The 23,344-nt window shown below is 54.0% G+C and carries 20 protein-coding genes and 2 tRNA genes; 10 read left to right on the top strand and 12 right to left on the bottom strand.

The window, feature by feature from the left end; genetic code table 11:
* Window positions 1-13: 13 nt before the first annotated feature.
* The 3 genes from acnB to SPI6313_RS18760 all read right to left on the bottom strand — a co-directional run bounded on the left by acnB (window position 14) and on the right by SPI6313_RS18760 (window position 3,571).
* Window positions 14-2,620 carry a bifunctional aconitate hydratase 2/2-methylisocitrate dehydratase gene (acnB, locus tag SPI6313_RS18770; RefSeq protein WP_072622365.1) on the bottom strand — a complete coding sequence of 869 codons (2,607 nt, stop codon included), beginning with the start codon at window positions 2,618-2,620 and terminating at the stop codon, window positions 14-16.
* Window positions 2,621-2,769: 149 nt separating this feature from the next.
* Complete coding sequence (locus SPI6313_RS18765) at window positions 2,770-3,378, bottom strand: HD domain-containing protein (RefSeq protein ID WP_217650661.1); 609 nt, start codon at window positions 3,376-3,378, stop codon at window positions 2,770-2,772.
* 120 nt (window positions 3,379-3,498) lie between these two features.
* A tRNA-Arg gene (locus tag SPI6313_RS18760) sits at window positions 3,499-3,571 on the bottom strand.
* Window positions 3,572-3,974: 403 nt separating this feature from the next.
* Between SPI6313_RS18760 and SPI6313_RS18755 the strand changes: the two genes are divergently transcribed.
* Window positions 3,975-5,282 carry a glycosyltransferase family 4 protein gene (locus SPI6313_RS18755; RefSeq protein WP_072622364.1) on the top strand — a complete coding sequence of 436 codons (1,308 nt, stop codon included), beginning with the start codon at window positions 3,975-3,977 and terminating at the stop codon, window positions 5,280-5,282.
* Window positions 5,283-5,423: 141 nt separating this feature from the next.
* Here SPI6313_RS18755 and SPI6313_RS18750 read toward each other — a convergent pair.
* A tRNA-Asn gene (locus SPI6313_RS18750) sits at window positions 5,424-5,495 on the bottom strand.
* 119 nt (window positions 5,496-5,614) lie between these two features.
* Here SPI6313_RS18750 and SPI6313_RS18745 point away from each other — a divergent pair.
* The 3 genes from SPI6313_RS18745 (at window position 5,615) to ureA (ending at window position 7,353) form a co-directional block, all read left to right on the top strand.
* Window positions 5,615-6,139, top strand: a complete 525-nt coding sequence (locus SPI6313_RS18745) for a hypothetical protein (protein ID WP_245788890.1) — start codon at window positions 5,615-5,617, stop codon at window positions 6,137-6,139.
* 89 nt (window positions 6,140-6,228) lie between these two features.
* Window positions 6,229-6,999: a type I methionyl aminopeptidase gene (gene map, locus SPI6313_RS18740; protein WP_072622363.1), complete on the top strand. Its 771-nt coding sequence runs from the start codon at window positions 6,229-6,231 to the stop codon at window positions 6,997-6,999.
* 51 nt (window positions 7,000-7,050) lie between these two features.
* Window positions 7,051-7,353: an urease subunit gamma gene (gene ureA, locus SPI6313_RS18735; protein WP_072622362.1), complete on the top strand. Its 303-nt coding sequence runs from the start codon at window positions 7,051-7,053 to the stop codon at window positions 7,351-7,353.
* On the opposite strand, the gene SPI6313_RS18730 is transcribed toward ureA, so the two are convergent.
* From SPI6313_RS18730 to SPI6313_RS18720, 3 genes are read right to left on the bottom strand one after another with little or no spacing between them, the layout of a single operon-like run.
* The gene (locus tag SPI6313_RS18730; RefSeq protein ID WP_072622361.1) at window positions 7,350-9,419 is read right to left on the bottom strand and encodes a hybrid sensor histidine kinase/response regulator; all 2,070 of its coding nucleotides are present in this window, start codon (window positions 9,417-9,419) and stop codon (window positions 7,350-7,352) included. The genes ureA and SPI6313_RS18730 overlap by 4 nt on opposite strands.
* Window positions 9,380-9,823 (bottom strand): response regulator, encoded by a 444-nt coding sequence (locus SPI6313_RS18725; protein ID WP_072622360.1) that lies wholly within the window; start codon window positions 9,821-9,823, stop codon window positions 9,380-9,382. Before SPI6313_RS18725 ends, SPI6313_RS18730 begins: the two co-directional genes overlap by 40 nt.
* Window positions 9,777-12,086, bottom strand: a complete 2,310-nt coding sequence (locus tag SPI6313_RS18720) for an ATP-binding protein (RefSeq protein ID WP_072622359.1) — start codon at window positions 12,084-12,086, stop codon at window positions 9,777-9,779. The genes SPI6313_RS18725 and SPI6313_RS18720 overlap by 47 nt, the downstream gene beginning before the upstream one ends.
* Window positions 12,087-12,574: 488 nt before the next feature.
* On the opposite strand from SPI6313_RS18720, the gene urtA reads away from it, so the two are divergent.
* The 6 genes from urtA (at window position 12,575) to xth (ending at window position 19,383) form a co-directional block, all read left to right on the top strand.
* Window positions 12,575-13,903, top strand: a complete 1,329-nt coding sequence (gene urtA / locus SPI6313_RS18715) for an urea ABC transporter substrate-binding protein (RefSeq protein WP_072622358.1) — start codon at window positions 12,575-12,577, stop codon at window positions 13,901-13,903.
* A 165-nt stretch (window positions 13,904-14,068) separates the two neighbouring features.
* Window positions 14,069-15,052, top strand: a complete 984-nt coding sequence (gene urtB / locus SPI6313_RS18710; protein WP_139276795.1) for an urea ABC transporter permease subunit UrtB — start codon at window positions 14,069-14,071, stop codon at window positions 15,050-15,052.
* Between the two features lie 191 nt (window positions 15,053-15,243).
* Window positions 15,244-16,365: an urea ABC transporter permease subunit UrtC gene (urtC, locus tag SPI6313_RS18705; protein WP_425443132.1), complete on the top strand. Its 1,122-nt coding sequence runs from the start codon at window positions 15,244-15,246 to the stop codon at window positions 16,363-16,365.
* Window positions 16,366-16,454: 89 nt separating this feature from the next.
* Window positions 16,455-17,609 carry an urea ABC transporter ATP-binding protein UrtD gene (gene urtD / locus SPI6313_RS18700; protein WP_072622355.1) on the top strand — a complete coding sequence of 385 codons (1,155 nt, stop codon included), beginning with the start codon at window positions 16,455-16,457 and terminating at the stop codon, window positions 17,607-17,609.
* Between the two features lie 63 nt (window positions 17,610-17,672).
* Entirely contained in the window at window positions 17,673-18,428 is a 756-nt protein-coding gene (gene urtE / locus SPI6313_RS18695) for an urea ABC transporter ATP-binding subunit UrtE (RefSeq protein ID WP_175551183.1), read from the top strand.
* Between the two features lie 166 nt (window positions 18,429-18,594).
* On the top strand, window positions 18,595-19,383 hold the full coding sequence (gene xth, locus SPI6313_RS18690; protein ID WP_072622354.1) for an exodeoxyribonuclease III: 789 nt from the start codon (window positions 18,595-18,597) through the stop codon (window positions 19,381-19,383).
* On the opposite strand, the gene SPI6313_RS18685 is transcribed toward xth, so the two are convergent.
* The 5 genes from SPI6313_RS18685 to SPI6313_RS18665 all read right to left on the bottom strand — a co-directional run bounded on the left by SPI6313_RS18685 (window position 19,380) and on the right by SPI6313_RS18665 (window position 23,341).
* Window positions 19,380-19,829 (bottom strand): nitrate reductase associated protein, encoded by a 450-nt coding sequence (locus SPI6313_RS18685; protein ID WP_072622353.1) that lies wholly within the window; start codon window positions 19,827-19,829, stop codon window positions 19,380-19,382. The genes xth and SPI6313_RS18685 overlap by 4 nt on opposite strands.
* A 38-nt stretch (window positions 19,830-19,867) precedes the next feature.
* A complete protein-coding gene (locus tag SPI6313_RS18680; RefSeq protein WP_072622352.1) occupies window positions 19,868-21,277 on the bottom strand; it encodes a carotenoid oxygenase family protein in 1,410 nt (469 codons plus the stop codon).
* Window positions 21,278-21,430: 153 nt separating this feature from the next.
* On the bottom strand, window positions 21,431-21,895 hold the full coding sequence (locus SPI6313_RS18675; protein WP_072622351.1) for a hypothetical protein: 465 nt from the start codon (window positions 21,893-21,895) through the stop codon (window positions 21,431-21,433).
* A 94-nt stretch (window positions 21,896-21,989) separates the two neighbouring features.
* Window positions 21,990-22,760 carry a ChaB family protein gene (locus tag SPI6313_RS18670; protein ID WP_072622350.1) on the bottom strand — a complete coding sequence of 257 codons (771 nt, stop codon included), beginning with the start codon at window positions 22,758-22,760 and terminating at the stop codon, window positions 21,990-21,992.
* A 44-nt stretch (window positions 22,761-22,804) separates the two neighbouring features.
* Window positions 22,805-23,341 (bottom strand): Dps family protein, encoded by a 537-nt coding sequence (locus SPI6313_RS18665; RefSeq protein ID WP_072622349.1) that lies wholly within the window; start codon window positions 23,339-23,341, stop codon window positions 22,805-22,807.
* Window positions 23,342-23,344: the final 3 nt, after the last annotated feature.

Here is a 23,344-nt window from a genome sequence, read left to right as displayed (position 1 = left end):
TTCTGGCTCAGAACTACTTCACAGTGGCGGGCATTCCTAGAATGTCCTCGATTTTGGGCATTTGGTCGAGGGGAATGACGCGGCCTTCGTCTTCAAAATCGGCGATTTGGTCGAAATTGAGATAGCGATAGAGTTCGTCCGCGAAGGGGTCGAGTTTTTCCGTCACGATCGCTAAATACTCCGCCACCGTTGGAATCTTACCCAGCAGCGCACAGACCGCCGCCAACTCCGCCGAACCCAGGTAAACCTGTGCGCCCTTGCCCATGCGGTTATTGAAATTCCGGGTCGAAGTGGAAAACACCGTCACGCCATCTTCAACGCGGGCTTGGTTGCCCATGCAGAGAGAGCAACCGGGCATTTCCGTCCGCGCTCCGGCAGCGGCAAACACCCCATAAACCCCCTCTTCGCGCAATTGCTTTTCATCCATGCGCGTTGGCGGACAAATCCAAAGCCGGCCTTTGACCGGGCCCGCCCCTTCGAGGATTTTCGCAGCAGCGCGATAGTGGCCGATGTTGGTCATGCAGGAACCGATAAACACCTCATGGATCGTGTCGCCTGCACATTCAGACATCAGTTTGACATTGTCCGGATCATTGGGGGCAGCAACGATCGGCTCCTTAATCTCGTTGAGATTGATCTCAATCGTGTCCACATAGTCCGCATCCGCATCCGCAGACATCAATTCAGGGTTGGCGAGCCACTGTTCCATTTTTGCCACGCGGCGCATCAGGGTTTTGGGGTCTTGATAGCCGCGAGCCACCATATTTTTCAGCAACGCCACATTGGAGCGGAGATATTCCGCCACGGTTTCCTCGCTGAGCTTAATCGTTGAACCGGCGCAAGACCGTTCAGCCGTAGCATCGGTGAGTTCAAAGGCTTGCTCCACTTTGAGATCGGGCAACCCTTCCATTTCCATGATCCGACCGTTGAAGACGTTGATTTTGTCGCCTTTACCGGCGGTGAGTTTGCCCTGTTGCATCGCCACCCAGGGGATCGCGTTGACGATATCCCGCAGCGTGACACCGGGTTGCAGTTCGCCGCTAAATTTCACCAGCACCGATTCCGGCATATCCAGAGGCATCGCGCCCAACGCCGCCGCAAAGGCCACTAACCCGGAACCAGCGGGGAAAGAAATCCCCAAGGGGAAACGGGTGTGGGAGTCGCCGCCTGTACCGACGGTATCCGGCAGAAGCATCCGGTTCAGCCAAGAGTGAATGATGCCGTCACCGGGTCGCAGGGCTACGCCGCCACGGGTGGCGAAGAAGTCGGGAAGGTTTTTGTGGGTGGTGATATCGACGGGTTTGGGATAGGCGGCGGTGTGGCAGAAGGTTTGCAAGGTGAGGTCAGCGGAGAAACCCAGACAGGCGAGTTCTTTGAGTTCGTCGCGGGTCATGGGGCCGGTGGTGTCTTGGGAACCCACGGTGGTCATTAGGGGTTCGCAGGAAGTGCCGGGACGAATGCCGGGGAGGCCGCAGGCTTTGCCGACCATTTTTTGGGCGAGGGTGAAACCGTTGCCGGTGTCGCTGGGGAGGGTGGGGCGGGTGAAAAGGTCACTGAGGGGGAGGCCGAGGGCTTCGCGGGTTTTGTCCGTGAGGCTGCGACCGATGAGGAGGGGAATCCGACCGCCAGCCCGGACTTCATCAACGATGGTTTCGGGTTTGAGTTCAAAGCTGGAGATGGTTTCGCCTGCTGCGTTGGTGATTTTGCCGGCGTAGGGGTGAATGGTGATCACGTCGCCGGTGTTGAGGGCGTTCACGTCGCATTCAATGGGGAGTGCGCCGGAGTCTTCGCAGGTGTTGAAGAAGATTGGGGCGATTTTACCGCCAAGGACAACACCGCCCGATCGCTTATTGGGGATGAAGGGGATGTCGTTGCCGATGTGCCAGAGCAGGGAGTTGGCGGCGGATTTCCGGCTTGACCCTGTGCCGACGACATCGCCGACGTAGGCTACGGGGTGGCCCTGTGCTTTGAGTTGGGCAATGGTGGCGAGGCCGTCGGGCATCCGCGATTCCAGCATGACGGTGGCGTGGAGGGGGATGTCGGGGCGGGTGGTGGCGTGGGGGGCGGGGGAAAGGTCGTCGGTGTTGGTTTCGCCGGGGACTTTGAAGACGGTGACGGTGATGGTTTCCGGGAGTTTGGGTTTGCTGATGAACCAGTCGCCTTCGGCCCAAGCGTCGATCACTTGTTTGGCGTGGGGGTTGACTTCGGAGAGGTTTAACACATCGTTGAAAGCATCGAAAACGAGGGTGGTTTTGCTGAGGGCGATCGCTGCCGTCGATGCCACTTCTGGATCACGCGATTTCAACAGATCCACCAGGGATTGCACGTTATACCCGCCCACCATCGTACCGAGGAGATCGATCGCGCCTTGTTTGGAAATGAGCGGACAGGGGATCTCGCCTTTGGCAATGCCGGTTAAAAATCCTGCTTTCACATAGGCGGCTTCGTCCACACCGGGGGGAACGCGATCGCGTAGCAACATCAACAATTCTTCTTTTTCGGCTGCGGGCGGATTCTTCAGCAGTTCGCACAGGTCTGTGGTTTGGGCGGCAGTGAGGGGGAGGGGCGGAATGCCCAGAACAGCGCGTTCGGCCACATGGTTGCGATAGGCTTCAAGCATCAAGGTCTCCTCAATCTAGATGGGGTGAATACAGCGATGGAGGACAGTTTATCCTCACTGATCACTTTAATCGTTCTCTGGCCGGTCGGGTTGATTGAGGCGATCCCAAATGTCAAGAATTGCCAGAATTTTCGATTCTGCCTTCTGCCTTAAACGATCGCCCCCGCCGCCCGACATTGGGCGATCGCTGCCTCCACCATCCCCCCCAGTTCCGGCGATACCCGCGCCACCGGAGCCATGCGATCGCGAATCCGCGCCTCATCAATGCCGTGCTCCCGCCAAGTTCCCCCATGGTTGGCCAAATTCAACAAAAACGGTTGGAGGCGATCCAGGGCGATCGCAAACTGGGCCGTCACCGTCTCCCCCGCCTCAAACTCATCCCACAGATCGCGATACTGTTGAGATTGATCCTTCGGTAACAGGCCAAAAATGCGATCAGCCGCAGCCTGTTCCCGTGCCGCCTTATCGGCATTGCCCGCCAGATCGTAGCAGAAGGTATCCCCCGCATCGATTTCCACCACGTCATGGACGAGCAAGAGCGCGATCGCCCGATGCAAATCCACCCCCGGCGGTGCATAGTCCGCCAGCGCGATCGCCATCAGCGCCAAATGCCAGGAATGTTCAGCACTATTCTCCCGCCGCGACCCATCCGCCAAGCTCGTTTGACGCAACACCGTCTTGAGGCGATCGATCTCCACAATAAACCGCATCTGAGCCATCAAGCGCGGCTCCAATCCCACCGGCAATAAAGACATCATTTAGCCATGCTCCAGCAACACAGCCCCTATCTTAACGAGCCGCCGGCCCCTGAGCCTTGACCCCAAAAAAAAGAGCCAGTGGGTCAAACTCACTGAACTCTAACCTTGCTATTCTTGAAGCGAGCGTGGAGAGAGTCGAACTCCCGACACCCAGAACCGGAATCTGGTGCTCTATCCACTGAGCTACACGCCCTTAATCATTTAGGAATTATAGTCTATCATCATATTGCCTACTCTGGAAACACTGTGGCTGAAAACACTGTTAGTATTCACACATTGATCTCTCTGTAAATTTTCCCTTGTGAAATGGAAAACCCTTAGGTTATCTAGGAGATAGCAAAGCACCATGGCTAACCTACAGCAAAGATTGCACGGGTGGTGAATGGAGTCGTGGTGAATTGATGGCAACTTTTGAGTGTCCTGAAAAGTCTTGATCTGTACTTGGAAACGTGAGACAGGATCAGCCGAACTGAAGGATGGTTGCCAATGGTGAGATGCTGAGGAGATTAATGCTGATTTTGATGTGATCCCAACAAGATTCCTCCTCGCCATGAACTATCCTAAAACTTCCAGCCCTTGGACTGCTTAATCATCGCATGCTAGACCATACCGAGTCTCATCTACCGAATTCATTACCCGCCTCTCCCGCCTCCCCCTCATCTCAGTCCGCCTCTCCATTTGTGGCGGGTGCTTATCGCCGCGTCTTGATTGTGACTCAGTTTTATCCGCCGGACTATGCCGCCACGGGGCAACTGATTGCAGAATTGGCGGTGCATTTGAGTCGGATGGGGTTAAATGTGCGTATATTTACGGGGCAACCGGGCTATGCCTTTGATCGGGAGTTTGCCCCCAAACGAGAAGCGAATCAACAGGTGGAAGTGCAGCGATCGCGGGCCTCACGAGCTTGGCCCTTGCGGGTTAGAGGTCGAGCAATTAATGGTCTCTTGTTCTGTATGCGCACCGCCATGCACCTGATCCGGGTGGCTCGCCATCGAGATGTGATGGTGGTGACCAGTGAGCCGCCCTATTTGCCGGTGCTGGGATATTTGGCGAATCGGTTACTCAGGCTCCGCTACATTTGCCTGCTGTATGATTTGTATCCCGATGTGGCGGTGGCATTGAAGATGGTGTCTTCTCGACATTGGCTGGTGCGCCTGTGGAATTGGCTCAATATGCAAATCTGGCAACAAGCGGATCAGATTATTGTGCTGAGTTCTTCAATGCGCGATCGCGTCTTGGCCAAAGCCCCTCATCTCAAAGCCAAAATCAGCGTGATCCCTAGTTGGGCCGATCCTCAATTAATCGTGCCCATGGACAAAACGCACAATTGGTTTGCGCAACATTATGACTGTGTGAACACCTTCACGGTGCAATATTCCGGCAACCTCGGACGCTGCCACGACCTCGACACGATTTTACGGGCGGCGGAGTTACTGCGCGATGAACCGATTCAATTCCTGTTCATTGGACGAGGCGCACAACTGCGGGCCTGTGTGGAACGAGTGGCGCGATCGCAACTGACCCGCTGCCGCTTCCTCCCCTACCAAGACAAAGAAATCCTCCCCTATTCCCTCACTGCCTGCGACCTCTCCCTCGTCAGCATCAGCCCCGGTCTCGAAGGCCTCGTTGCCCCCAGCAAACTCTATGGCATTCTCGCCGCCGGTCGCCCCGTCGCCGCCATCTGCGAATCCCACTCCTACCTCCGCAAAATCCTCCACGAAGCCCACTGCGGCCAAGCCTTTGAAAGTGGCGATGCCGCCGGACTCGCCCACTATATTCGGACACTCTCCCAAAGCCCTAAACTCGTCAAAACCCTCGGTCAATCCGGGCGGGACTACCTCGACCAACACTACACCCCCAGCAAAATCGCCCAGGCCTACTGGCAAGTGCTCACCCAAGATTAAGACTGAATGGACGATCAGACTGCGAGGGGGGCGATCGCACTCCAGCCCCTACCCCAGAATAATTCGCACCAACAGGATGCAGACCCGATATAGCCCAGCAAACCGAGCACAATCGGAATGATTAATATTGAAACGGTTAAACTCCCCAGGTAGGATTCGAACCTACGACCAATCGGTTAACAGCCGACCGCTCTACCACTGAGCTACTGAGGATTGAAATTTCAGCGACAGTTACTCATTGTATGGGATTGAACAAAAAAACGCAAGTGATTTTCTGTTAATTTGCCCAAAGACCTGTAACACCTCCGTTGCGAAGTCATTGATGCCTCAAAATGCAAGGTATCGTGAAGGAAAGCCGCACCCTTGACGATCCTGCCTCTATGTTGACCCACTACCGCTGTCCAGTCTCGCTGTCTTTCGTGGCGACCAATCTCCCCCTCTGGTCAGCGTTTGACACCTATGCAACGCTCTATCAAAAAGACCGCGATTGTTTTCATCTTCTCCTCAAGCACCCCGTCTTTCCCCGCACCGGCGAAGACTTCACCGCAGCCCCAGACCCCCAAAAAGCCGGACTCCTCTGGTTTGAATTTTCCTCCCAACGGGTGTTAATGACCCTCCAGGGGCGGAGTCAACTGGGCTATCGTCACCATTGGGCCAACGGAGTCTACGGAACCTCCCGGTACTGGCTCCACGATGAAACCGACCACCTACACAGCGCGATCCGGTTACGAAATTTCACCCGGCGGCTCGTTGTCTCCGGCTATCCCTTGCCCGATCGCATCCAAATTGAATATGAACTCTGGTCGGGTAACTTGATGTTAGGGTGTTACATTGTTCATCTGGACTTACACCTCTAAACCCCATGCAGTAGATTCAGTCCCCAGAATTTCCACAATCTGTCACGATAAAGAACGAAACACTTTTAGCAATCCGCTCAAACGAGTCTATGGGAAACGATCGCATCGTTTTACTCTCAAAACGTGAAATTGCCAAAATGCGGGAAGCCGGCAAACTGGCTGCCCAACTCCTAGACCACCTCGCCCCGATGGTCAAACCCGGCATCAGCACCCTTGAACTAAATGATGAAGCGGAACGCTGGACCCAAGCCCATGGAGCCATCAGCGCCCCCCTGGGATATCACGGCTTTCCGAAATCCATTTGTACCAGCATCAACGAGGTAATCTGCCACGGCATTCCCAGCGTCACTGAAATTCTCAAAGATGGCGACATCATCAATATTGATGTCACCCCGATCCTCGACGGCTACTACGGAGACACCTCCCGCACCTTCTTTGTGGGTGAACCGTCCCCCCTTGCCAAACAACTCGTTGAAGTAACCGCAGAATGCTTGCAACGCGGGATTGAAGCCGTGCAGCCCGGTGGACGAGTGGGAGATATTGGCGCGGCCATTCAAGAACATGCCGAAGCCCATGGATTTTCCGTGGTGCGGGATTTTGTCGGCCATGGCGTGAACCGGGTCTTTCATACCGCCCCGCAAATTCCCCACTATGGCACGCGGGGCAAAGGGAAAAAACTCCGCCCCGGCATGGTGTTCACCATTGAGCCGATGATTAATGAAGGGACATGGGAAGCCCAGGTACAGGCCGATGGTTGGACGGCACTCACGAAGGATCGCAAACTCTCGGCGCAGTTTGAACATACGATCGCAATCCTCGAAACGGGGGTTGAAATTCTGACGCGCCCCGCTGATGATTAAGCAACAGGCCTCCCACCCACCCGTTGAATTCCAGTTATCGAGAACGCCCCTATGCAACTCACCCCCCAGGAAAAAGATAAATTATTGATTTTCACCGCGGCCCTCCTGGCTGAGCGGCGCAAAGCGAAGGGATTAAAGCTCAATTACCCCGAAGCGGTGGCCTATCTGACGGCGGCGATCCTCGAAGGGGCCCGCGAAGGGCGCAGCGTGGCAGAACTGATGACCGCAGGCACGACCATCCTCACCCGTGCTGATGTGATGGAGGGGATTGCGGAAATGATTCCGGAGGTGCAAGTGGAAGCGACCTTTCCCGATGGGACGAAGTTGGTCACGGTGCATGATCCGATCCGTTAAGGATCGTGGCGGGGGACGAGGCAACTGTGGAGGGTGTTGAGCAGATTGTTGATGTTGATCGGTTTGGGGAGGAAGGCTTTAAACCCTAGTTGTTTGGCAGTTTGGGCGGCTTCGTTGGAGTTGAGTCCACTGGTGGCGATCGCAATCACCTCCGGGTTAATCCGCTGCAACAGAGGCAGCGTCGCGGGCCCATCCATAATCGGCATCATGATGTCCATCACCACCGCCTGGATGCTGCGGTGATGCTCAGAATACAGGGAGATCGCCGCGAGGCCATGGTTGGCGGTGAGGACGCGATAGTGATAGGTTTCGAGGGTCGTTTTGATCACATCACAGACCACCTCTTCATCATCCACCACCAAAATTAACTCCTGGTTACCCACAGGCACTACGCCCGCCGCTTCCGACTGCTCAGAAAGGGCAATATGGGCCGGGAGATAGACAATAAAGGTACTGCCCCCTTGGGCGGCACTGTGGACATCAATAAATCCCCCGTGACTTTTAATGATGCCCAAGACCGCCGAAAGACCAAGGCCTGTACCCTTGCCGATTTCTTTGGTGGTGAAGAAGGGATCAAAAATACGCGGCAGAAGTTCGGGGGCAATCCCCATGCCGGTGTCGGCAATGGTGATTTGCACATGGGGGCCTGCGATCGCATCAAAATGCTGCCGCGCTAACCCCTCATCCACGATCCAATTCATCGCCGTCATTTGCAGCGTGCCCCCCAACGGCATCGCATCGCGGGCATTCACACAGAGATTCATCAACACCTGATGCAACTGGGTTAAATTCCCATTCACCATCCATAAATCTCGCTCCAGATCCATCGTAATTTCAATGGATTTAGGCAGGGTTTGGCGAATCATCTGCTGAATATCCGTGAGCAGATGGCCCACTTGCAGACAAATCCGCTTGTCTTCCATGCCCCGCGCAAAGGACAAAATTTGCTTGATCAACTCACTCCCCCGGCGAGCACTAGTTTCCAGAATATTCAAAAGATTGAGATTTTGGGCATCGAGATTGGGCAGTTTGAGGGGCAGCAGTTGAGCAACGGAGAGGATCGGGGTGAGGATATTGTTGAGGTCGTGGGCAATGCCGCTGGCTAAGGTGCCTAAGCTTTCGAGGCGTTGGGCCCGGAGAAACTGGGCTTCGAGTTGCTTTTTTTCGGTGATGTCCATATGGAGACCGATCAGGCGTTGGGGTTTGCCGTCACCGGCCGGAAAAACGGTGCTGGTGACGGCGATCCAATGGAGTGTATTGTCCGGCCAGTGAATCCGAAATTCGAGATTGAGGCCAATATGACGCTGGCGGGTGTTGTCGATCGCCTGTTGAAGACGGGGGCGATCTTCAGGGTAGATGCGTTGGAGCCAGGTGTGGTGGCGATCGCCAAACTCCCCCGGCTGGACCCCATACAGAGCCTCTAATTCCGCCGTCCATAACACCTGATCTGTCTCTAAAATCCATTCAAACGTGCCGATTTTGCCCACCTGTTGCGCCAAGGTGAGCCGCTCTTGAATGTGCTGCCGCCCTGCCACTTCCTGCTGGAGGGATTCATTGGCGGCTTTCAATTCGGCCGTGCGTTGGCTGACCCGCAATTCTAGGGTTTCTTTGGCGATCCGGAGGGCTTCGGCGGCTTGCTTGCGCTCGATCGCATAATGAACCGCCCGGCTCAACATTTCCGCGTTAATCTGCCGTTTGATCAGATAGTCCTGAGCTCCGTGGCGCACCGCTTGCAGCGCCAGTTGATCATCGTTGGTGTTGGTCAACACCACAATCGGCAACTGGGGTGCATGGTGAGTGATCGTATCCAAGGAGGCGAGGCCGTAGCTATCCGGAAGGGTGAGATCTAAGAGCACGACGGCGATCGCTTCTTGTTCTGCCTGGTCTAGGAGCGTCGTGGCCGCTTGGAGGCGTTGCACATGGAGAAAACGACTGTTGGATAAAGGACTGCCCCGCAACACTTCTTGGAGGAGGCGAGCATCGGCCAAACTGTCTTCAATCAGCAGAATTGTACCGTGGCCCGTCTTTAGTGAATGTTGGGGGGTAAGGTCGTAGTTTCTAACCAAAATTCTTCAATCCCCCGCACAATTTTGAACAATTGGCTCAAATTACGTGATTTGGAAATATAGCAGTTGACATGGAGATCATAGCTATTGATGATGTCATCTTCATGGCGTGATGTCGTCAGTACAACAACGGGAATGCGTTTTAAGGCAGGATCAGTTTTAATCTCAGCCAGAACCTCCCGCCCGTCTTTTCGGGGCAAGTTGAGATCTAGCAAGATCAAGTCCGGGTGTACGATGGGGTAATCGTCGAGGCCACGTAACTGGGCGATCGCTTCGACCCCATCGCGGGCAATGACAATGTCAAGGTCAAGGGTACTCGTTTTGAGCGCCTCTTGAATCAGGCGAATATCGCCAAGATTATCGTCCACTAACAAAATAGTTTTGCGTTTTGCGTCGGTTGACATGGTGACGATCGCGATCCTCCACAGGCAGAGTGAAATAAAATGTAGTGCCTTTTCCAAGCTCAGACTCTACCCAAATTTGGCCCCGATGGCCTTCAACAATCTTTTTACAGATTGCCAAGCCAATCCCAGAGCCATCGTATTCATCACGGGTGTGCAGGCGTTGGAAAATCACAAAGATGCGATCGGCAAACTGCACATCGAGGCCAATGCCGTTATCCTGCACCGTGAATAGCCACACATCTTCCTGGCGTTCTACCCCCACATGAATCTGCGGCACTGTATCCGGTGAACGGAACTTAATCCCATTACTGATCAGATTTTGAAAGAGTTGCATCAGTTGCGTGGGGTCCGCCATCACCACCGGCATATCATCCCAGGTGATTTCGGCATGGGTGGCCCCGATCCGGCTCCGGACATTGGCGATCGCCCGCTCAATGGCATCCTGCACCTCCACCGACTCGCACTCAATCCCCCGCGAATCCACCTTGGAATAGGCCAACACATCATCAATCAAGGTTTGCATCAAGCTCACCCCATTCACCGCAAAATTAATAAAATCCTTAGCATCTTGGTCAAGCACCTCGTCATAGCGCATTTCCAACAACTGCACATAGTTCGCCACCTGATTGAGCGGCTCTTGCAAATCATGGGAGGCCACATAGGCAAACTTTTTCAGTTCCGCATTCGACCGTTCCAAATCCTGCGCCAACAGGGCTAACTCTTCCGCTTGGCGCAGCACATTATTGACGATCGCCTTGCGCAATTCCAGCACCGCCCGCACCTCATCTTGCTGCCAGGGCAACGCCGTCAGCTTCACCGTCTCTTTCCACAACTCAAAGGATTGACGCGGACAGAGTTTCACCTCGCCTTCATGTTCCTCCACATGGTACGCCTGCTGAGGGTTTCCCCCCCAATTCACCGTTTGCAGCACTTCTGGGCGGAACCACATGACAAAACTGCGTTGGGCCAACGGAATCGCCAACAAGCCACTGGCTAAACCCTTAAACCGTTCCGCGTCAAAATAGATCGACGGCAACGAATCAGTGACCAACACATCATCCGCGATCGCTTTCGTCAACCATTGCCCCAACCCCTCCAAATCTTCCCGGGCCGGAGTTTGCCCCACCAGCGTCCATTGATTATTAAAATAAATCGCCGCCCCCGTCGCCTTCACCAAATCCAGCAGCAGCGTCGGCGTTTTCACCAAACCCGCAATAAAATCATCGGCATCAGACATCGCCTCAATCAGATCCGCCTGCACCCTCGCCAGCTTAATCCGGTAGCGATAATCCGCCTCCTCCTCACGGGTAGACAGTTCTGCAAAAATCACCCGCCCTAAAAATTCACAGGCCTTGCGCAGTTCATAGGAAATCTGTTTCGGGGTGCGATGGTGACAGGCAATCAAGCCCCACAGCCGATCATCTTTAATCAGAGAAATCGTCAACGATGCCCCCACCCCCATGTTTTTCAGATACTCAATGTGGCAGGAAAAGGGACTGCGGAGAATTGAAAGGGTGAGATCCGTCGGCTGCTGGGTTTCGGGATGGAGGGTGGGATAGAGGGGCACGGGTTCCGCCGTGACATCGGGAATGGCCCGAATCCAGTTCGAGAGAAACAGTTGGCGGGCCGGGGCGGGAATGTCCGATTCCGGGAAATGCAGCCCCAAATAGGAATCCAGTTCTTCAATTTTCGCTTCGGCTAACACTTCACCGTGGTTATCTTCGTTAAACCGATAGAGCATCACCCGGTCAAAGTCTGTGAGGTTGCGGACTTCCTGGACAATGATGTGACAAAAATCGTGGAGATTGGTGGTGGTGGTGATGCGATTGATCGAGGATTTCGCCAGGTGATAGAAGCTGAGGAAGGGAATATTTTCCAGGGCGATCGCCGGTTCACACTCCATCACCAACACCCCATCCGCCGTGCGATAAAACACCGCATCAAACACCCCATACTCATCCCCTTGGCGACGAATCCAGATTTTGCTCGGATTAATGGGGTCAAGGGTTACAGACCGTAAGCCCGCTTGAATTTGCTCCATCTGCACCACATCTAGGAGCGTTTCAAGGCATTGTCCCAGGAGATCCTCCGGGGTCAAGCCCAACAGCCGCTGCGTATTACGACTCACTTGCAGAATCGTTAAATCCGGTTCACTCAGCACCAAGAGAATGCCATGGGATTGAATCTGGGGCAGGGTATGAATCGTTGGTTGTTTGAGTTGACTCAGATCATATTGTTGGGCTGAAAAAGTAAGACTCGTCATGATCCCTGCTCCATACGGCACATAATAAATGGGGGGAATTGAGATGCCAGCGCTTCAATTCCTATGCATCTATCCCCCTTCAGCGTAATGGATTCCCCTGACCAGACTTCAAAACAGGGCTTAAAAGAATCTGTAATTTAGTGAGAATTCACGAATGATATGCAATGTAATTTAACAAGACTTTATGGTATTTTGAGTCTCAATTGTGTTGAGATACAAAAATAAACATTTGTTGATTTTTACTCATCATTGAGAGGCTAAGTCAGCCCTGAAAAAATGTGTGGTTTTCTGTTGGAGCGTGGGGCGATCGCTGTCTAAGGCCCCATCTGCTGGGTAACGGTATTGCAGAGCACAAAATCTAAAGAAGCACGGATCTAACATACTTCCTTGGTTTAATCGCTCAACGCCCCTTGCTGCATAAGCTGTAAGATCACTGGGAGCAAAAGCGATTGTTAATTTTTTAAAGAACGTGAGGCAACGAACGGAACATGGTACAACCAAACATCGGGCGACGGAAATTTCTGCTCTACGGAACCGCCGCCCTAGGCACAAGTATTCTGCTGAAAGCCTGCGGTGCGCCGCCAGAAGACACTGAAACCACCACAGAAGAGGGTGGCGATGAAACCGCTAGCAGCGATAGCGGTGACAGCGGCGACACGATTAAAGTTGGGATTCTGCACTCCCTGAGTGGCACGATGGCCATCAGTGAAACCACCGTCGTTGATGCTGAGCAACTCGCCATCAAAGAAATCAACGCCGCCGGGGGTGTCCTCGGTAAGCAAATCGAAGCCGTGATCGAAGACGGTGAATCCGATTGGCCCACCTTCGCGGAAAAAGCCGGTAAACTCATCGACCAAGATGAAGTTGCTGTCGTTTTTGGCTGTTGGACTTCCGCCAGCCGTAAAGCCGTCTTGGATGTGTTTGAATCCAAAGACCACATGCTTTGGTATCCCGTCCAATACGAAGGCCAAGAATGCTCCAAAAACATCTTCTACACCGGGGCTGCCCCTAACCAGCAAATTGAACCCGCTGTGGATTGGCTCCTCGAAAACAAAGGCACACAATTCTTCCTCGTTGGCTCTGACTACGTGTTCCCCCGCACCGCCAACACGGTGATTAAAGAACAACTCAAAGCCAACGGCGGCGAAACTGTCGGGGAAGACTACCTCCCCTTGGGCAACACCGAAGTCACCCCGATCATCACCAAGATTCAACAAGCCCTACCTGATGGCGGCGTGATTTTCAACACCCTCAACGGTGACAGCAATGTGGCATTTTTCAAACAAATGCAAGGGGCGGGCTTAACCCCGGATAAATACCCCGTCATGTCCGTCAGTGTTGCCGAAGAAGAAGTGCGCCAAATTGGCCCGGAATTCCTTGTCGGTCATTACGCGGCGTGGAACTACTTCCAAACCGTGGAGACTCCGGAAAACGAAAAGTGGGTCGCTGACTTCAAAGCGGAATACGGTGACGATCGCGTCACCAATGACCCAATGGAAGCCGCCTACATCATGGTGTACCTCTGGAAGCAAGCCGTGGAAGAAGCGGGGACGACAGATCTGGAAGCCGTGCGCGCAGCAGCCATCGGCCAAACCTTCGACGCGCCGGAAGGGCCGGTAACGATGAACGCTAACCACCACCTTTCTAAGACGGTGCGCATTGGTGAAATCAACGAAGACGGGATGTTTGATATTGTCTTTGAAACCGATGGCCCCGTTGATCCCCAGCCCTGGAACCAGTATGTACCGGAAACGAAGGGCTTTGCCTGTGACTGGAGTGATCCGGAAAAAGGTGGCAAGTACAAAGTGGAAGCTTAGCGATCGCTAGATGATAACTATCCTGATCGTTTGCCTGTCTCAACAGCGATCGGGATCAATCATCGCCTGTTGAACTGTCCAGCCTCAGTCCTGATCTGTGCTCAGGGTGTGAATGAGTCCATTCACGCCAAGTTTTAGTTTTACTGTGCCCTTATGGTTGATTTTATTGTCCAGCTTTTGATTGGTGCATTTAATGGCATCAGTATTGGTTCGGTGTTGCTGATTTCGGCGTTAGGATTGGCGATCGTCTTTGGCTTGATGGGGGTGATCAACCTCGCCCACGGTGAGTTAATGATGCTCGGTGCTTACACGACCTTTTTTGTCCAAAATTTATTTAATGCTTTGGGTGATCCCTGGGCACAGGTTTATACGATCGCTGCCATTCCCGCCGCCTTTCTTGTCGCGGCCCTCGTCGGGCTGATCTTGGAACGGGGCGTGATCCGCTTTCTCTACGGGCGACCCCTCGAAACCCTCTTAGCCACCTGGGGGGTGAGCTTGATCCTGCGGCAGTTGGTGCGCACCACGATCAGCGCCCGGAACGTAGATGTAACGGCTCCGGCTTGGCTGCGGGGCGGGTTGCAAATTGACACAGGCAGTGCTGTCCCGATTCAATTGCCCTATGCGCGCATGTTCATCATCGTTTTGACGATCGCCTGTGTCGTAGGGGTGTATTTTTTCCTCAATGGTTCTAATTGGGGGTTGCGGATTCGCTCCGTCACCCAAAACCGTCAGATGAGTGCCTGTTTAGGCATTCCCACCGCGAAAGTGGATGCGCTGACCTTTGCGATCGGCTCCGGTTTGGCCGGGATTGCCGGTTGTGCGATTACCCTCCTCGGCTCGGTGGGCCCCAATACCGGCCAAAACTACATCATTGATACGTTTATGGTGGTGGTCGTGGGCGGGGTGGGGAATCTCTTCGGCTCGATTGTCTCAGCGATGGTGATTGGGATTGTCACCTATCTAATCGGGTCTGGAACCTTTGCTGTGCTCCTCAGCCCCATGGATTCGATGCAGCCGGTGGTGGCCTTTTTTGAATTTTTCGCCTCATCGAGTATGGCGAAAGTGATGGTGTTTGCCTTGATTATTGGGTTTTTACAGATTAAACCGGCGGGGATTTTTCCCCAAAAGGGACGCACCGCCGAGCTATGACCTTGCTCGCTGCCTTCCCATGAGTTGCCATGGCCTCTGGTCGCTAAACCTCTGAATTTGTCCTCGTTTGAACAACGTCCGCACAGAAAATTATGACGGTGAATGGTGTGAATCAAAGGAATCCGAAACAAGCGATCGCAAGGCAACGCTTCATCATTGAAGGCATCACCTTGATTGTGTTAGCGATCGTGATGATGGGGGTGTTGCCGTCTCTGTTGTCCGCCTTTCAGCTTAAATTGTTGGGACGATTTTTGTCCCTGGCGATCGTCGCCCTCGGCATTGACCTGATTTGGGGCTACACCGGCCTGCTCAGTTTGGGCCATGGTATTTTCTTTGCCCTGGGGGGGTATGGCTTAGCCATGCACCTCAGCCTCCAACTCCCGGAGGGCCAGATTCCCGACTTTTTCAGCCTCTACGGAGTCCAGAAACTCCCCTTCTTTTGGTATCCCTACTATTCCCTGCCGATCACGGTGCTACTGGTGATCGTTGTGCCTGCGATCGTGGCGGCGATCCTCGGTTTTGTGGTGTTCCGCAACCGGATTAAAGGGGTGTATTTTTCCATCCTCACCCAAGCGGCGCTCCTCGTCTTCTATAACTTTTTCACCGGACAACAAAAACTGATCAACGGCACCAACGGCCTGAAAACCGACACCACCGAACTGTTTGGCCAGGTAGTCAGTTCGCCCCGGATGCAATGGACGTTTTATCAATACACGGTGCTGGCGGCGATCGCCATCTATCTCCTCTGTCGCTGGCTCACCAGTGGCCGCTTTGGCCGCCTTCTTGTCGCCATCCGCGACGACGAAAACCGGGTGCGCTTCTCCGGCTATGACCCCACCTGGTTTAAAGTCCTCGTCTTCGCCGTCTCCGGAGGCATCGCCGGCGTTGCTGGAGCACTCTACACCGTCCAGTCCGGCATCATCACCCCCAGCGCCATGGAAGTCGCCTTTTCCATTGAAATGGTGATTTGGGTTGCCGTCGGGGGTCGCGCTACCCTCATCGGTGCCATCATTGGCACGCTCCTCGTCCAATATGCCCGCACCACCCTCAGCACCCAATTCCCGGAAGTGTGGCTCTTTTTCCAAGGGTTTCTCTTCTTGCTCGTGGTTACCGTGCTCCCCAGCGGCATTATGGGTCTCTTGAATGACGGCTTGTGGCCCAAAATTCGGGGCCGTCTCGGCCTCGCTCCCCCGGTGCGCACCTATCCCAGCCTCGAAAGCGACCCGGATATCCAACAAGAACGGGAGCAGTTTAGTCATGACCCAGAACCGCCAACCAACCCAGAACCCCTGAGTCATGAGTCAGAACCCTAGCCCGCCTCACACCGGTGCTCACACCTCCCACCTAACCGCTGCAACCTTGATTTAACCTCGCCTTCCTGACGTTTCTCCCCGTCCTTCCTATGCCTCAACCGATTCTGGAAATTGACCATCTGACCGTCAGCTTTGACGGGTTTAAAGCCCTCAATAACCTCACCTTTGCGATGCAGCCCGGTGAATTGCGGGTGATTATTGGCCCCAACGGTGCAGGAAAAACCACCTTCCTCGACATCATCACCGGCAAAGTGCAACCTACTTCTGGCTCCGTGCGTTTTAAGGGGCGTGACCTGCGCAAGTTGCCTGAACATACGATTTCTCGCCTTGGTGTGGGTCGTAAGTTCCAAACCCCCCGCGTCTATCTCAACTTGACGGTGCGGGAAAATTTAGACTTGGCTTGTAATCGGAATAAAAATGTCTTGGCGACCTTGTTTCGGAAACCGGAAAAGCGCGATCGCGCCACCGTCGTCCAACTCCTCGAAACCATCAGCCTCGCCAGCAAAGCCGACCTCCCCGCCAATCTCCTCTCTCACGGTGAAAAACAACGCCTCGAAATCGGCATGCTCGTCGCCCAATCCCCCGAACTCCTCCTCGTTGATGAACCCGTGGCGGGCCTCACCGACGAAGAAACTGAGCGCGTGGGGGACTTATTAATCTCCCTGGCCCAGAGTCATTCGATCATCGTCATCGAACATGACATGGAATTCGTCCGCCAAATTGCCCGCCAAGTCACCGTCTTACATCAAGGCTCGGTACTGTGCGAAGGCTCCATGGACGAAATTCAAGACGATCCCCGCGTCATTGAAGTCTATCTCGGCCAAGCCCCCACGATTAGCCCATCGCAACTGCGCATTTTACGGATTGCCGCCGCCATGGCCTGGGCCGATGGGTATTTTGCCCCTGAACAATTACAAGTCATCTTGACCCGATTAAGCCGGAAATTCGCCCCCGACCCCACCCAACAAGACGACCTCCGCCAAGAACTGCAAAACTACCTCAGTACAGAAACTTCATTAGAAACCCTGATCCCGCAATTAGAAAATGAACAGGAGAAAGAACAGGTCTTAAAACTCTGTTATGAAATCATCCGCGCTAACACAATCAACGAACAAGAAAGTGTAGTCTATCAAAAACTGTTAGAACTGCTCAATTTACCCGATGGGGTGGTGAGTCAAACCGAAGAATCCATTAACCTCGGCATGACCAACGGCACATTAGACGACTATCTCAACGTCAGCTAGCCAACCCTTGATCCCCTTTCAATTCAGCATTGATCCCATCCTAATCATCTCACCCCTAATCCGATGACAAACCCCACCTTAGAAAAAAAAGCTGACACGAACCGTCCGAGTCGCCCGATTTTAAATGTTTCGGGGTTGAATGTTTTCTATGGTGAAAGTCATATTTTACGCAATGTAGATATGAGTATTCGCACCGGGGAAATGGTCTGCTTAATTGGGCGAAACGGTGTGGGTAAAACCACCTTGTTAAAAACAATTATGGGATTACTCAAACCCCGCAGCGGTTCGTTGCAGTTGTTTGAGCAAGATATTGTTAAAAAGTCGCCGGATCAGCGGGCGCGGATGGGGATTGGCTATGTGCCCCAGGGTCGGGAAGTGATTCCACGGGTGACGGTGCGGGAAAATTTATTGCTAGGCTTAGAAGCGCGGCCCAAAGGAGTGACGAAACGCAACGAGATCCCCGATGAAATTTTTGAGCTGTTTCCGGTGTTGCGGACGATGTTGCATCGGATGGGGGGCGATCTCAGTGGGGGGCAGCAACAACAGTTAGCGATCGCCCGCGCCCTGATGGGGAAACCGCAGCTCCTCGTTTTAGACGAACCCACCGAAGGGATTCAACCCTCGATCATTCTTGAAATTGAGGCCGCTGTGAAGGGGATTATCGCCAATACCGGCATTTCCGTTTTACTCGTGGAACAACACCTCCATTTCGTCCGCCAAGCCGATCGCTACTACGCGATGCAAAAAGGTGGCATTGTTGCATCGGGCGACACCCAAGACCTCAGCCAAGAAGTGATCCAAAAATTCCTGGCGGTGTAGCGATCGCGCCTTTTTCCAATGCCCCCAAATTCGAGCACTGAGGGTCGTCGAAATGCGGTCTCACAGCAACGGCCAGCCTTCGACGACCCTCAGGCTTCATCGGCTCAGGCTTCAGTGCATTTTTAAACTATGGGACAATGAAACCCTCAACAGTCCCAAAGATGTCATGAAAATCGCAACGTGGAATGTCAACTCAATCCGCAGCCGTCAAGCCATTGTCCTGGATTGGCTGGCGGCGAATCCGGTGGATGTGCTTTGTCTGCAAGAAACGAAAGTGGTGGACAAGGATTTTCCCTGCGCACCGTTTGAAGAGATTGGCTATCAGTTGGCAATTTCGGGGCAAAAATCCTATAACGGCGTGGCCATTTTTAGCCGTCAACCGATGACCGAGATCAGCGCGGGATTCGGCGCAGTTCTAGGGGAAGAGACGGATCTCGATGAGCAGAAACGGGTGATTACGGCGGTGATTGGTGGGGTGCGGGTGGTGAATTTATATGTGCCCAATGGGTCAGCGATCAAGAGTGAAAAATATGACTACAAATTGCGCTGGTTTGCCACGTTGCAAACCTATCTTGCCCAGTTGCAAAGCTCCATTGTGTCGGATCTCTGCGTCTGTGGGGATTTTAATGTGGCTCCCGATGACCGCGACATTTATAAACCCGATGGCAAAGACAAGCACATCATGGCCTCGCCTCCAGAGCGGGAAGCCCTGGCCTCGGTGCTGGGTTTAGGCTTCACGGATATTTTTCGGCACTTTACCCCCGACGGTGGCCATTACAGTTGGTGGGACTATCGCCAAGGTGGATTTGCCAAGAATCGCGGCTGGCGGATTGACCATATTTACCTGACCGATGCCCTGTGCGATCGCGCCCAATCCTGCACCATCGACCTCGAACCCCGCCGCCGCGAAAAACCCAGCGATCACACCCCCGTCATCGTTGACCTGCGTGATTAAGCTAAGCCAAACTCCATCATGGCGGGTTTAAAATTGCGATTTTCATGACTGGGCCGACTGAGTTTAATTAAGGCAAATCGTTGATCCGGTTGCAGTGATTGCCATTGCTCAAGCGTAATCGTTAATCCCACCTTGGCCGCCTGTTCAGTCACCGCTGCGGGAATCTTGCCCACGTCTAACCAGGGGGGAGCGGCGGGAATTTCTAATTCTGACGCAGGTTTGCCCATGTGCGCGATCACCATGGCTTGTAACTGGTCGCGGTAGAGCGTGGCTTCGCTGTCCGTTGTGCAAGGTTGATCAACAAGCGTTTGGCGTTCGTCTAAACTGAAGCGATTCCAGTGATCCAGTTTTAACTTCACCCCGCAGGTATCAAGCTTCATCCGCACTCGCATCGGAATACAGCGCAAGGATTCAACAAAATCCTGCTCAAATTGAAAAAACGTCATGACATCCCCTTTATTTGACCTGATTGTGATCTCTAAAATTATTGCACCCGCCAAATTCCATGGAAACTATGGGGAATGGGTTGGGGGAGAGCGAGGCGACAGATTGGCCCGGCGGTGATGTCGTCACTGTGATATAACCAGACTTCCGATTGGTGGGTGTGGCTATCGTAGACGACGGTGATCAGAGAGTCGGGGCCGGTGGGGTTGGGGATGTAGACGGGTTCGCTGGGGTAGTGGTGGGGGCCGAGTTCGGTAATGGTGAGGGTGTCGGTGGTGCGATCGCACGTCCCCAAGGCCCGATAGAGTTCCTGCTCTGGATTCGGCCCCACTTTGACCGAGAAATGCGATCGCGCCCACGGTTGCCCCACCTGCTCCGGATGTACCGTCGGAAACTCGCACCAGGTTTCACAGAGGGTCGTTTGGTGGATAATCGCGCCGGTGCGGGGATCAAGGCAGAGGCTGCGGAGACTGCCGGGGGCAGGATGGCGAATCACGCCAGAGGGCACTTCTCTTAGATATTGATTCGTGGTGAAGTCGTCATAGTGAACATAGTCGATCTGCACCGTGCCGTTAGGATGTTCGCAGCCGTTGCTAAAGTGCCATTGATACCAAGGATCGGCGGTTTTTTGGGTGACAAGGGTTAAGGTGTCGCGGTCAAAAATCAGAATCTGTGTCCCCAATTCCGGCCGCCACGCCATCGCATCGCAATAACTCCCCTGGCCGAAAATCACCGTTAATAAATTCACCCGCACCGGACTGACAAAAAAGACCAAATACCGCCCCGCCAAACAAAAGTCATGGAGCACGGGCAAGCCATCAAGGGCAAAGGTTCCCTGTTTGAGGAGTTGGCCCTGGGCATTGTGGCGGTAGAGGTGGAGGGTATTTTTCGGGCCGGGGGTAACGCCAAAGTTATAGATTTCGCCGCTATGGGGGTCGCGTTTGGGATGGGCGGAAAAGGGAGTGTTATCGAGGCCAAGGGAGTCAATGCCGTAAGTCGCTAACGTATCGAGATCGAGGGCGTGGGGCTGTCCCCCTTCCCAGAGGGCGAGGAGGCGATCGCCCCACACGATCACGGAGGTATTCGCCGCATTTTTCACGGGCCGCAGCCAATTATTCCACAAGGGGCCGGGGGCTTGACGACCATAGTTGGGGAATAGGAAGCGATCGCGCTCCGCCTCTGCTTGATAGCCCGCCGTTTGCACATAGCGATAGGTCGCTTGGGCCTGACCGCCAGCAAATTGCACCGCCAAGATAGCCCCGTCCCCATCAAACCAATGCCCCACCGTTTCCCCGCCCCGCTCCAACCGACCTGGGCCATTGCGGTAGAGTGTGCCGCTTAAATCGGGAGGAATTGCACCGTCTAGGATGGATAAATTCGTTGGAGGGAATTCCTGGCCGGGGGTGTTGAGGACTTGATGCCAAGCGGGTTTTGTCGCGGGAGAAGTCATGATGGCCTTGGGGGGGTTAGGGGTGCGATCGGATCAGATTCATTGCCGAATCATCCGCTTGTGGAATAGCCGTCCTGGCAATCTAGATCGCCAGGACGGCCTCATGAATTTAGCAAATGCTACCCGACGAAGGGGCAGGATCAGCCAATGTGATTATTCAATTGCTAGGGTCGATTTCGCAATGACGGCGGGTTTACCCTCATATTCGACCTCTAGGGTTTTGCGGATGTCGCCATCCCATTTGACATCGTAATCGCGTTCCACTTCTTCAGCCACGAAGGATTGAACCTCGCCAATGACGCGCACGTTTTGTTCTAGCTCCAGCCCTTGGGTTGCTGCCACATCAACGATGAGCACCTTTGGTTCGCCACCCAAGTCAACGTCATTGATTTCGCCCATGACGAAGGCGTTCGGCGCAATGATTTGTTCCACTTCACCCGATAGCTCAATGGTTTCACCATCCCATTCGACCCGGTTATCCACCACGTCTTCAACGCGGGCATCACCACTCCCATCAATGACAGGGCCAGCGGTTTCACCACAACCGGGAACCAAGATCAGTGCCAAGGTTGCAATGCCCAGGGTAGGGAGGCGTAGGGTTTTAACGAGTTGTCGCATAGTCATATATTTTCTCCAATTCACAACAGAGGTGGAGCGCGATCGCGGGGCGATCGCTCTCACCAGGGTTCCCCAAAGGGGATCACGTCAGGCGTTAAGCGGTGACGGCTTCACGCTTGCGAGTTTTCCAGCGGCCCGCTTCGTCTTCCTCAAACTGGTCATGGATTGCTTGCCATGCGGCTTGTTCGGCTTCGATTTCGCGGCCGGTCGCCTCAAGCTGCTGGTTGTAGGTCGCGATGAAAACCTGTTGCGCGTCTTCGGATAGGTGCGTCCGAATTTCCGGAGATAAGTCTTCGAGAGACTCACAGGGGCCGGGACAGGGACGGGGTAGGGCTTGCTCGGCAATGTGGATTTCGTCGCCGCCTACACTTTCCATCAAAAGTTGATATTCACCGGATTTCGCCGCCGGGACTTCGGCCATGAGGACGTATTCACCGGCTTGCAGGCGAGTTTGATAGAGGACGGCTTTGTCTTTCGGCATGCCTAATGTGGTGAGGAATGAAACTAAACCGGCTCCGGCTCCACCGGCGATCGCACCCGTAGCCGCCCCTAAGAGAATGGAGCTAATCGGCCCAGCCGCCACCACAGATCCCACAAAGGGGATGAAGAGAACGCCGATCCCCGTAAAGAGACTGAGGATACTGCCGAACAGCGACCCGAACACAGCCCCCGTGCGGAGTCCGCCTAAAATCACATCTTTTTTCGTGATAAACCCTGAAATCCGGGTTTCGGACTGGAAATTACGTCCCATCACCGAGAGGTGTTCACGATCTACGCCTCGCTCGATGAGGCGGTCAACGGCGGTTCTGACCTGTGCTTCTGTGGTGAAAATTGCGGTGATCGTTCGTTCTGCGGTGTATGCCATGGGGCCTCCAAGTTTCGACAAGTTCGCTGGATTGGGAGGGGCGATTACACTTTGAGGGTGGCGACACCGTGGGGCTGCATTGCAGAATCGGGAGAAACGGGTTCACCGTCGATGAACGATCGCAACATCCAGGCCATGTCTTCGTGGGCTTCCATCAGGCCCGTGAGGAAATCGGCTGTGCCTTCGTCGTTGAATTTTTCGCTGCACTGGGTAATGTGCGATCGCAAATTCCGAATGATTTGCTCATGGTCTAACACCAGGCGGGACACCATTTCGGAGGCGCTGGGTAAGTCGCCCGGATGTTCCCGGAGGGTGGTGAGTTGCAAGAAGGTGGCCGCCGTCCCGATGGGATAACCCCCTAGGGCGCGGGTTCGTTCAGCGATCGCATCAATGTTGGCCGCGATCATTTCGTATTGCTCGTTCCAAATCTCATGGAGCGTGCGGAACTGCGGGCCTACCACATCCCAATGGTATTTCCGCGTTTTGATTGACAACAGGTAGAAGTCCGCTAGATTGGCGTTGAGTAAACTCACTACACCCTGTCGTTGGTTGTCGGTTAAACCGATATTGATCGTACGCATAAA

Origin of the sequence: Spirulina major PCC 6313 (assembly GCF_001890765.1) — a bacterium.
GTDB classification, from domain to species: domain Bacteria; phylum Cyanobacteriota; class Cyanobacteriia; order Cyanobacteriales; family Spirulinaceae; genus Spirulina; species Spirulina major.
The sequence above is the reverse complement of the archived record's forward strand: the minus strand, read 5'-3'. Positions and strand labels throughout refer to the sequence as shown.

Bases quoted from the DNA above. Each gene is read 5' to 3' on its own strand.
- acnB (WP_072622365.1), bottom strand. From the start codon at position 2,620: ATGCTTGAAGCCTATCGCAACCATGTGGCCGAACGCGCTGTTCTGGGC.
- xth (WP_072622354.1), top strand. From the start codon at position 18,595: ATGAAAATCGCAACGTGGAATGTCAACTCAATCCGCAGCCGTCAAGCC.
- SPI6313_RS18755 (WP_072622364.1), top strand. From the start codon at position 3,975: ATGCTAGACCATACCGAGTCTCATCTACCGAATTCATTACCCGCCTCT.
- SPI6313_RS18745 (WP_245788890.1), top strand. From the start codon at position 5,615: ATGCAAGGTATCGTGAAGGAAAGCCGCACCCTTGACGATCCTGCCTCT.
- urtE (WP_175551183.1), top strand. From the start codon at position 17,673: ATGACAAACCCCACCTTAGAAAAAAAAGCTGACACGAACCGTCCGAGT.
- SPI6313_RS18720 (WP_072622359.1), bottom strand. From the start codon at position 12,086: ATGACGAGTCTTACTTTTTCAGCCCAACAATATGATCTGAGTCAACTC.
- SPI6313_RS18725 (WP_072622360.1), bottom strand. From the start codon at position 9,823: ATGTCAACCGACGCAAAACGCAAAACTATTTTGTTAGTGGACGATAAT.
- SPI6313_RS18670 (WP_072622350.1), bottom strand. From the start codon at position 22,760: ATGGCATACACCGCAGAACGAACGATCACCGCAATTTTCACCACAGAA.
- ureA (WP_072622362.1), top strand. From the start codon at position 7,051: ATGCAACTCACCCCCCAGGAAAAAGATAAATTATTGATTTTCACCGCG.
- urtA (WP_072622358.1), top strand. From the start codon at position 12,575: ATGGTACAACCAAACATCGGGCGACGGAAATTTCTGCTCTACGGAACC.
- map (WP_072622363.1), top strand. From the start codon at position 6,229: ATGGGAAACGATCGCATCGTTTTACTCTCAAAACGTGAAATTGCCAAA.
- SPI6313_RS18665 (WP_072622349.1), bottom strand. From the start codon at position 23,341: ATGCGTACGATCAATATCGGTTTAACCGACAACCAACGACAGGGTGTA.
- urtD (WP_072622355.1), top strand. From the start codon at position 16,455: ATGCCTCAACCGATTCTGGAAATTGACCATCTGACCGTCAGCTTTGAC.
- SPI6313_RS18765 (WP_217650661.1), bottom strand. From the start codon at position 3,378: ATGATGTCTTTATTGCCGGTGGGATTGGAGCCGCGCTTGATGGCTCAG.
- SPI6313_RS18675 (WP_072622351.1), bottom strand. From the start codon at position 21,895: ATGCGACAACTCGTTAAAACCCTACGCCTCCCTACCCTGGGCATTGCA.
- SPI6313_RS18680 (WP_072622352.1), bottom strand. From the start codon at position 21,277: ATGACTTCTCCCGCGACAAAACCCGCTTGGCATCAAGTCCTCAACACC.
- SPI6313_RS18685 (WP_072622353.1), bottom strand. From the start codon at position 19,829: ATGACGTTTTTTCAATTTGAGCAGGATTTTGTTGAATCCTTGCGCTGT.
- urtC (WP_425443132.1), top strand. From the start codon at position 15,244: ATGATGGGGGTGTTGCCGTCTCTGTTGTCCGCCTTTCAGCTTAAATTG.